We start from the raw sequence: 10,784 nt of genomic DNA on the forward strand, positions 1-10,784 counted from the left end.
AGAACTCGGACGGCTGGGGCACTACAACGGTTCGTACACCACCGGCACCATCAAGTGGAAGGCCGGGAGCTCCAAGGGGCTCGCGGACGGTGTTCTGCAGCTCGACTGGCGGAAGTGCTGCGGTGGGTACTACAGCCACAACTTCACGGCCTCACCGGTCGTCTAGCGCGCCCATCTGACCAGCCAATCCGTGGCTGCCGTGCCCTCCGGCGGGCAGATCCGGCCTGAGGGCACCGCACGGTGCGGCTGCGCAGAGGGCCGCCGAGCACAGAGGGCGCCGTCAATCCCCCGACGGCGCCCTCTGTAGCACGAGTACGGCGGGTGCGCAGCAACCGGGGCACGTCACGAGAGGCGCCGGAGTCCATGGTGCGACCTCTCGTATTTCCCCGTCATATCTGCTGCTCAGTAGAGAGGTCTTGCGCGGCATGTTTCAAGAGGTGCAGCTCAACGAGGGCTACCCGCTCCTGTCCAAGCTCTCGGAGCCGCTGAAGAAGGCAGAACGCGCCATCGTCGGCCGCGAGCACGAGATAACACAGCTGCTGGCATCGATGAGCCGACCCGAGCTGTGCAACGCGCTCCTGCTGGCCGAAGCCGGCACGGGCAAGACGGCCCTGGTCCAAGCCACGATGCTGGTCGACCAGAACCGTCTCTACCTCGAAGTCGATCCGGTGCGCATGGTCTCCGAGGCGGGCAGTGCCGAGAACATGGCCGCGATGCTCAAGAGCCTCTTCGACGAAGCCGAGAGCTTCGTCAAGGGCGAGAGGCATGAACTGGTCCTCTTCATCGACGAGTTCCACCAGATCGTGCAGCTCTCCGAAGCCGCCGTCGAGGCAATCAAGCCGGTCCTCGCCGCCTCGGGCACCCGCGGCATCAGGATCATCGCGGCGACGACCTACGAGGAGTTCCACAAGCACATCTCGCCGAACCAGCCGCTCGTCGAGCGCCTGCAACGCATCAACCTCAACCCGCCGGACCAGGCGACGACCATCAAAATCCTGCAGGCCATGGCAGAACGGTACGGGGTGGCCGACGAGTTCTCCGACGACCACATCTTCCGGCAGATCTGGGAGTACACCCAGCGCTACATGCCGGCCAGCGCCCAGCCACGCAAGTCGATTCTCGTACTCGACTCCATGGTCGGCTGGGCTCGCCTGACGCACCGGCCGATGGACCGGGACCTGCTCTCGGACGTACTTATGGAGACCCTGAACGTCAACGTGGCTTTCAAGGTCGACGGGGCGAAGATCAAGGAACAGCTGGACGAGCAGGTTTTCAGCCAGGACTGGGCGACCGGCGCCGTGGCACGTCGCCTGCAGCTGTCGGTTGCGGATCTCCACGACAAGGGAAAGCCGATGGCGAGCCTGCTGTTCACGGGGTCCACGGGTACGGGGAAATTCTGCACCGACCTGACGCAGGTTCCTGTCTACTCGGACGACGGCGAGACCGTGTGGAAGCTGCATGGCGACCTGGTCCCGGGCGACAGAGTGTTCGGTCGCCGAGGTCGCCCGGTCGAGGTGTTGGGACACTTCCCGCAGGGCATGCAGGACGTCTACCGGGTCACGCTCTGGGACGGCCGGACGCTCGACGTCGGAGGGCCGCACTTATGGACGGTCTACACGGCCACGCAGCGGTCGAGGAAGCATGCGGGTAAGGACGTCGCGCCGATGGTTCTGAGTACACAGGACATGGTCGAGCGTGGCGTCGTGTGGACCTACCCCGGCGACTCTCGGGAGCATCTGAAGTTCTTCATCCCGGCGAACGAACCTGTGGACTGGCCGGCGCAGGATCTCGACGTCGACCCGTACGTCTTGGGCGTCCTCATCGGCAACGGGTGCCTCACTGAGACGCAGCTGACGCTCTCCTCCGACGGGGACGACGCCGACCACACCGTGTGGATGGTGGGCGAATGGCTGGGATCGGCACCGAAATCGTACGGGAACAGCTACAACTGGGTCTTCCCTCTCGGCGTCGGCTCGGTGGAGGACCGCCGCGATGCGCTGCACCAGACGAAGCACGTGCTTGCCTCGGTTCCCGATCTGATTGGTGCGCGCTCGGCGCAGCGCCGCATCCCGCAGAGGTACAAGCACGGTTCGGTACAGCAGCGGTGGGCGCTGGTGCGGGGGCTTTTCGACACAGACGGATCGATCGGCGGCTCGAACGACCGTTTCAACGTCTCGTACTCAACGTTCTCCAAGGGGCTCGCGGAGGACCTCAGGGAGGTGCTGTTCTCGCTGGGCGTCTCGAACACGGTCAACGCGTGGACACGCACGAGGGAGGGTGGGCGCGAACAGACCGAGTACGACGTGCATGTGAAGGTCGACAACGAGCACAAGGCCCGGTTCTTCTCCCTCCCTCGCAAGCGCGAAATCGCACGGCGGGCGGTCATCGAGACTTCGGGGCGTAAGCGCGTGAAGAGGTTCGACATGGTCGGCATCGCGTCGATCGAGAAGCTGCCGGAGCGGCAGAGCTCGTCGTGCATCTACGTAGACGACGAGGAACACCTGTACCAGGCGGGCCAGTTCGTGGTCACACACAACACGGAGCTCACGAAGCAGCTGGCAAAGCTGCTGTTCGGTGACGACCAGCGGCACCTGGTCCGGTTCGACATGACGGAGTACGCCGAGGATTCTTCGTTCGCGGCCTTCCGCTCCGAGCTCACCAAGCGGGTGTGGGACCTCTCCCACGCTGTGCTGCTTTTCGACGAGGTCGAGAAGGCCTCGGCGATGGTCACGCGCGTGCTGCTGCAGGTGCTCGACGACGGCCGGCTCAACGACGAAAACAACCGCGAGGTGAGCTTCCTCAGCACGTACATCGTTCTGACGACGAACGCCGGCTCGGAGATCTACAAGAGCATCTCGCAGTACGCCGCCGACGACACCGGCTCGGGCAAGCAGCTGAGGGAGTACGAGAAGCTCATCCGCCGCTCAATCTCCTCGACGACCGGCGACAACCGGTTCCCCCCCGAGCTGCTGGGCCGCATCGACGCGATCGTCCCTTTCCAGCCACTGTCGCTGCCGACACAGCAGAAGATCGTGCGGAAGAAGCTCCAACAGATGGTGCAGGAGGTGTTCATCAAGCACGGCGTACGGGTTGACGTCGATTCGAGGGTCCTGCGGTATCTCATCGAGGACAAGGGTGACACCGACTCCGATGCTGGCGGCGCACGTGCGGCCGTGGCGAAGCTGACCGACGAGGTCACCACCGCGGTGGCGACATTTCTCAACGAGCACCCCTCGGAGCGCCGGATTCGCATCGACGTCGTCGGCGACCTGGTCAGCGACGACAAGACCCTGCTGAGTTCCGATGCCTACGTCGAGGTCAGTGCGGTGCGATGAGTCGGTCATGGACTCCGAGAACAAGCTGAATCGCGAGTCGATAGCTCTTTCAAGTCTCATTCTTGCCGACTCATACAGGACAGCGATAGGGTACTCATAAACCAGGTGGACTGTGTTTCTGCAGCGAAGGGATCGGCATCATGGGCTTTCTGGGAACAGCAGCAGTCCGCCAGAAGAAGCAGCGTAAGAAGAAGCCCGATGAGCTTCTGGCCTCCGTGGTGAGAGAGACCGCGATCCCGGCCGCTGTCGAACTGCTGCGGTCGAACACTCCGTTCGCCTTTCCCAGCGGTACGACCTGGGTGATGCTCGTGCTCGCAGCCGCCGATGTCGGCGGCTTGAGTAAGCGACACGGCCGGGACGAGGCCAAGGGCTCCATCATCGAGCTCATCAGCTCCGACCAGATCCGCACGGTGGCCACGGCGGAGATGATCGAAGAGGAGGTCTTCGGCATCATCCCCACCGAAGAGACCCTCGCGCGCATGGAGGAGTACTCGCTGCTCACTGGTGCCACTTACGCCTGGGCCGTCGTGTGGCAGGAGCCCAGCGGCGATCTGCACGTCGACCTGGTGAACGCTGCGACCTTCACGCAGGCACGCTCTGTCGCCGCTGGCACCACCAGTCTCGAAGATGTCGTGGGTACATCGGCGTGGGCGGAGCACAGCGGTTTGGTCGCCGAGACTGGGGCCACCGGCACTGTCCCAGCGGTCCTGGGGGAGGACGAGGGGGATGTGATCTTCGACGAGATCCCCGGTGACGAGGGGACCGCCGAGGGCCTGGACAGCATGCCGGTCTTCACCGACGTCGTTGACGACGGTGAGGAGGCGGACACACCCGTGTTCGGCGAGGGCGCCGCGGGAACCTCCCCGGTCGAGTCGGAGCCGGACCACGACGGTGACGGGGTGGCCGGCTACGAGGGTTTCGACGAGATCGACGCCGGCTACGGCATCGAGGGTGAGCCCCAGGAGGCGCGTGACACTGTGCCGCTGCCCGATCAGGCCCAGGTACGCGACGCCATCGCCCGCCGGTTCCTCTCCGAGGAGCTGGGCCTGGACGTCCGGCTCGATGAGTTCAACGCGACCTTCGCCATCGGCGCACCTGTCGTGCAGATCGCCGTGCCGGAGGGCGCGACGGAGTGGCTCGGGGACCAGGTCGCCCAGCTCAACCGGCAGGCCAACGCGGACTTGATGCAACTCCGTTCGGCACACAACGTTGAGCTGCGTACGCTCTACGTCAACCTCATGTCGGCGCACGCCGAGCGGGTCATCCGCGATGTGGCCACCGACCGCGAGGGCTCCCGGTACAAGCTGCTGAAGGACGCCGCCGAGGGCGAGCACCAGCAGCGACAGACGGAGAGGGACGAAAAGGTCCGATCCCGCCGGGCGGAGATCGCCAAGGACTACGAGTCGCAGGCTTCGAAAGTGGCGCAGCAGGCGGCGCTCTCGGCGGAGCTGCAGTACAAGGAGCGCAACCGCTCACGGATGGAGCGCGAGCAGATCGACTCCGCCGCTGAGATCGAGCGAGACATCGAGGATACCCACGCGCACAACCAGCAGGAGATCCTGCGGGTCCGGCGTTCGGACGCGACTCTGAAGATGCAGACCGGGCAGACGCGGATCTTCGAGGTGCTGGCCGAAAGGCAGTCGGAGTACCTCGCGGCCGAAGAAGAGTGCCTGAGCCGGTGGAAGTCCGAGATCCAGCGCATCGTCGACGACAACCGCAAGGCCGACATCGCCCAGTCCGCGGCGCTGGCCGAGCAACTGCGGACCGCGGACGAGATCGGCGTTCTACGCCGGGAGCAGCAGGATCTCCTGATGTCGGTCCGCGCTGAGCACGCCGACCGGATCGCCCGGATGGAGGACGAGCTCGAACGCAACCGCCAGGATGCCATCAGGCAGATGACAGCCCGGGACGCCGAGTGGCAGCACAACCTCGACTTGGAGAAGGAGAGGACCAACCATCAGGTGGCGCGGGTCACCGACCTGCTCCAGCAGTTGTCGACGGTCGAGGAGTCAGTGGCCAATCAGTACAGGGCGCGCCTGGCGGGGATGGAGAAGGACAAGGATTCCTACGCCAACGAGCTGGCGCGGGCCTCCGAGATACAGAGCCGCTCGAACAAGATCCTCGTCGTCATGATCGTCACCCTCTCGCTCCTGATGGGCGTATCCGGCTTCATCGTCGGGGTGACCTTGACCCATTGAGCGACCCGGTCATGACCAAGGAGGCGATCTGACGGCGCATGGGGCGCGTTCCCCATGCGCCGTCGTCGTCTGCACTGGCAGGCACGCCGGACATCAACAAAGCAGGACGGCCGAGGCTCGAAAGCAAGGGATCACGATGGCCAGGAGCAGGCGCAAGGCGGCACAACCGGAGGCGAGCAGCTGGGACAAGATCTCAGCGCGGTCGCCCGGCGAGACGCTGACCAACCGAGACGTCTACGACAACCAGCAGCTGGACCGCAGCAAGTTCCTGACCCTGAGGTCCACCAGACCGGGCATCGTCGTCGCGGTGATTGCCGGCGTGCTGGTGACGATCGTCGCCTGGGTCTTCTACTCGCTCATCGCCACGGCGGTGCTCTCGATGGGCGCGTCCGTGGGCTCGGGCGTGCCGGGCAGCAGCGCCGGCCTGCCGAGCGCGTATTACGTCCAGGACACCACGACGGGTGCGGGCGGCTCGGCCGTGAAGTGTTACCGCCCCCTGACCAAGGACGGCAACCCGGACGTGAAGGCGAAGTGCTACCCCAATGTCAAAGCTGTTCCGGTCCCCAATTGGTACACCGCGGCGAAGGACGGCAGGCCCAGCGCCGAGAGGCCGGCTGAGCCGAAGAAGAGCGCGACGACGGTCGGCGAGCAACTGGCCGACGTCTCGACATTCAAGCTCTTCATCACGCTCGGCTCGGGTCTGACGGTCGCCCTCATCATCGGCACGTGGTTCTCACGGAGGGTCGCCGCGGCGAACCTGATGAACACCACGAGCGACATCAACCAGTACCAGACCGACCAGCACATCGCCCTGCCGGAAGAGATCCAGCGGAACTACGACTGGTTCCCCGACGCCGGTGCCCACTCGAACGTGCAGGTCAGCTCGATGCTCAGCCACATGATGCTCAAGAGAAAGGGCCTGGGTGCCGTCCAGGTCGCCCAGCGCGCCGAGAAGGACGTCATCGACGAGAAGGGGAACCTCGCCTTCTACGCCGGCGAGGTCATGGACGACGACGAGGGCGATCCGCTACTGCAGAGCCTGCCGATCCTCGACGAGGCCTTCGGCGACGAGCTGTTCGAGGCATCAGGGCTCCCCGAGGACAAGGGGCTGCGTCAGAAATACGACACCACGCAGATCCCGTACAACCCGGACGGCAAGAACCGGGACAAGCTCGGCTTCGGGTCGGACAAGTACAAGACCGTCGCTGACCTGATCAATCAAGACTGGACGTTCCCGGCATACGAAGTCCAGCGCCCGGCAGGGGCGTACGTGGTCGATACCGCGCCGGTGAACACCATGGTGCTGGCCATCACCCGGGCCGGTAAGGGCCAGACCTACATCGAGCCGGTCATCGACATCTGGTCGCGGGAGAAAAAGCCTTCGAACATGGTCATCAACGACCCCAAGGGTGAGTTGCTGGTGAAGAACTACGTACCCCTGGTCACACGCGGGTTCGAGCCGGTGCAGTTCAACTTGATCAACTCCATGAAGACCGACATCTATAACCTTTTGGGGCTGGCGGCCGACGCGGCGCGTGAGGGCAACTTCACCAAGTGCGCCCTGTACGTGGAGAACATCGCCGCGATCTTCTTTCCGCTCGACGGCACCGAGGACCCGGTCTGGCCCAATGCGGCCAACAACGCCTTCAAGCGCGCGGCCTACGGACTCATCGACTTCTATCTGGAGGAGGAACGGGAGCTGCGCAGCACTGCAGCTGTGCTGCGTATGGACCCTGCGCTGGTGGAGCAGAAGCTCGATGGCCTCTGGGGCAAGGTCACGCTCTACAACTGCTACCAGCTCTTCGTACAGATGAGCTCGAAGAAGATCAAGAACCCTGAGGCCGAGCTGGAGAAGCGAGTCAAGGCCGGCGAGTTCGAGAACAACGAGGATGCTCTGGCCGAGGAGCAGGAGAAGGCAGCGGTCCAGGCCTTCATGTGGGAGGGCAGACCTGATCAGGACATGCTTAGCCTGTACTTCAACGCGAGCGAGGAGCTGCCCCGCAACAACATGCGTACGCTGATGGGCAACGCCCACAACGCACTGCGCTCCATGGCCGGCGCGGAGAAAATGCTGGCCTCGGTGTACGGCATAGCGATAACCGCCATGTCGTTCTTCACCGACCCCACGATCTCAACGCTGACCTCGGGCAAGCCCTCGCAGAACACTGACCTGGCCGGCCTCAGCTTCCCGCGTCGCCTCGGCGTGCGCTTCGCGCCGAACTACGTCAAACGCGACCACCTCGTCGGCCAGCAGGCCGTGTGGTCGGCCTACGCAGACCCAATGTTCACCGAGAACCTGGGCGAGGACTTTGAGCACGAGGAGATCGTCGGCCGCGAGGGCTGGGCCCGGTACAACTTCAAAGGCAAATTCCCCGGTGACGAGGCCTGGCTCAAACTGGAGCTGGTCAACCCGCAGACGAAGATGCTGGTGCGGACCTTCTTCTTCAGCTTCACGAAGAACTACCGGCTCTCACTCAACGGCCGGCACTACGTGGTCGAGCCGGTGACGGGCAAGAAGATCGTGAAGAACGGCGTAATTCGTGAGCTCAAGCCGGTGCGCGAGGGCGGCGCCCTGGACGGGAGGCCCTTCTCCTTCCAGCCCGGAGATACGCTCTACCCGGACACACGGATCGACTTCTCCGGCGGCGGGAACCCGGAGAAGGTCTCGTACCAGGCACGGGCGATCACGCAGACGCTGTCGCGTTACTCGGAGTCCCCGAAGGCGCTGTTCCTGGTGACTCCGCCTCACCTGATGAAGTACGCGAAGTTGATCCTGATCCTGATCAAGCAGCTTTTCGACGTGAGCGCCGACCAAGCGTATATGACCAAGTCGAATCAGAAGCCCCTCTACCGAACGCGGTTCATGCTCGACGAGCTCGGCAACCTGCAGTCGGAGGGCAAGGGTATCGACGGCTTCGAGACGATGCTCTCCATTGGGCTGGGCCAGGAGCAGCAGTTCACGCTCATTCTGCAGACTCTGCAGCAGTTGCGCGACGTCTACGGCGAGAGCGTTGACAAGATCGTGCAGGGCAATGCTGCTCCTCTCCACTCTCTCATCGCCACCCCTTCGGGGTGGAAGCGCATGGGCGACATCCAGGCCGGCGACGAGGTCCTCACTCCGTTCGGCACGATCACCTCGGTGACAGCCGTCTATCCGCGAGGTGTACGTCCGGTCTACCGGCTCACCCTGCGTGACGGCTCTTCGGCCGAGTCGTGCAACGAGCATCTGTGGCCGATCGAGCGCTGGAAGTCCAGCGTGAAGTACCTAGGAAGGAGGACCGAGGACGGCAAGAGGGCTTATGTCTGCGGCCGCGACGGCAAGACTGCCGAGCGTGTCACCGAGATCGTCACCACCGATGAGCTGAAGTCGCGCGTCGACAAGGGTCGTCAGGTCGACCTGCCTCGAATCATGCCGGTGGCCTACCCGGAGATCGACCTTCCGATCGCCCCGTACGTTCTGGGTGCTCTCATCGGGGACGGGCATATCGGCAAGGCTGGTTTCGCCTGGCTCTCGTGCAACGACGAGGAGATCGTGGAAGAGATTCGCCGTCGCGGCCACACGGTCTCGGAGTACAAGGTCAAGGACGGACACTGCTTGACGTACAGCATCCTTGGAGTCAGTAAGCATCTGCGCGACTTCGGCATCGCGGGTAAGCGCTCGTGGGAAAAGTCGATACCGGTGGCTTACCTCTTCGGTTCGGTGGAGCAGCGGACCGACCTTCTGCGCGGTCTCATGGACACAGACGGCACGATCAGCCCCACAGGCGAGATGGAGTTCACCTCCGCGAGCCGCGAGCTGGCTGAGGGCGTCCAGAAGCTCGTGCGCTCCTTGGGCGGTCGTGTGGCGATCAACGTCAAGTACACCTCGCCGAGCCAGCCGACGCCGAAGGAGACCAGGGACGTCTACCACGTGCAGAACATCCGGCTGCCCGAGATCAACCCCTTCTTGCTCTCGCGCAAGGCGGAGCGTTGGCGCGACCGTACACGCGGATTCAATCGTGTCGTCAGCGTCGAGTACGTGCGAGACGAGGAGGTGCAGTGCATCCAGGTCGCTGACGAGCGGCATCTCTACCTCACCGACGACTTCATCCCGACGCACAACACCTCGAACATCGTGTTCCTGAAGTCCACGGACGACTCGATGATCGAAACGCTGGAGAAGATGAGCGGCAAGACACACCGGTCATACAGGGACAGCAAGCAGATCAGCCAGGATCTTGACAAGGTCATCGGTGGCAAGACCGAGGGTCGGGTCTCCTACACGATGAGCACCAAGGAAGAGCCGCTGATCAGCTACAACGACATGGCATTCCTCGCGCCGCGCAACTCGATCGTCTTCCGGGCAGGCGATGCGCCGATCTGGAACCGCAACCAGACGATCCTGCCGATGTCGTTCCGGTTGCTGGGAAACACGATCAAGCACCCGGGGCACACGTACTCGCTGCAGACGATCCCAACGCTGTCCAGTGCCATGGACTTCGACGTACGGATGAACCAGCCGGACTTCGTGAAGATGCTGGAAAAGCGCATGGGGCAGGCGATCAAGGCCGCAGACGCAAAGGCCCAGTACAAGGAAATCTACGGCTACCAAGAGGTCGACATCGAACGCCTGGACCCGGATGTCTACGCCGACGAGGTCATGGAGGTCATCACCACGATGACCACGGTCGACCAGGGTCGGGACCCCCATGACCCGGTGGTTGTCGATCCCGACGAGTACGAGGGGATCGGCATGTTCGACGACGACCAGTTCATCGAGTTCGTCGAGGTCGGGGTTGCAGTCGCCGAGAGTCAGGCGGCCAGCGCCGAGCGGCAGCGACTGCTCTACGCCGAGGGGACGATCAGCAAGGAGATGCTGGTCAACCCCGACGGCTCGGCGAAGGTCAAGAGCCTGGACATCCAGATCGGTGAGGCCTACAAGTCGGCGCAGACTGAGCTGGAGCAGGATCGCGAGCACTTCTCGGTCGGCGGTGACGGCGACTTGCGCAGCGCCGACGGGTCTCAGACCTACATCAGCCAGATCCGCTCGGACGCGTATGCCAACGCGGTCCGCCGGATCAACGGCCGTGTGAACGACAGGGAGTCGCGGGTGTTCGCCGAGGGGGACGTCACCGAGGAGGACCTGAAGTCGCTGGCGACGGTGAAGGTCCACTCGGCCTTCTACCAGTATCTGGCCTCGCTGCCGAGCTGGGAGGTGCTGGCCGACGGCCGGTTCGACCGGGCCATGGCCATCGAGATGAACTCGAAGTAG

3 protein-coding genes are annotated in these 10,784 nt (G+C 63.9%); all 3 read left to right on the forward strand.

Going from position 1 to position 10,784, the window contains the following annotated elements; translation table 11 throughout:
- Positions 1–437 precede the first annotated feature (437 nt).
- The 3 genes from ACFWRT_RS13765 (at position 438) to ACFWRT_RS13775 (ending at position 10,784) form a co-directional block, all read left to right on the forward strand.
- The gene (locus tag ACFWRT_RS13765; RefSeq protein WP_380949164.1) at positions 438–3,335 is read left to right on the forward strand and encodes an AAA family ATPase; all 2,898 of its coding nucleotides are present in this window, start codon (positions 438–440) and stop codon (positions 3,333–3,335) included.
- 140 nt (positions 3,336–3,475) lie between these two features.
- On the forward strand, positions 3,476–5,533 hold the full coding sequence (locus ACFWRT_RS13770) for a coiled-coil domain-containing protein (protein WP_380949163.1): 2,058 nt from the start codon (positions 3,476–3,478) through the stop codon (positions 5,531–5,533).
- 136 nt (positions 5,534–5,669) lie between these two features.
- Positions 5,670–10,784, forward strand: coding sequence for a type IV secretory system conjugative DNA transfer family protein (locus ACFWRT_RS13775; protein ID WP_380949162.1), 5,115 nt, complete (start codon positions 5,670–5,672; stop codon positions 10,782–10,784).

It is taken from the genome of Streptomyces cyaneofuscatus (assembly GCF_042718795.1).
Classification (GTDB): Bacteria; Actinomycetota; Actinomycetes; order Streptomycetales; family Streptomycetaceae; genus Streptomyces; species Streptomyces cyaneofuscatus_A.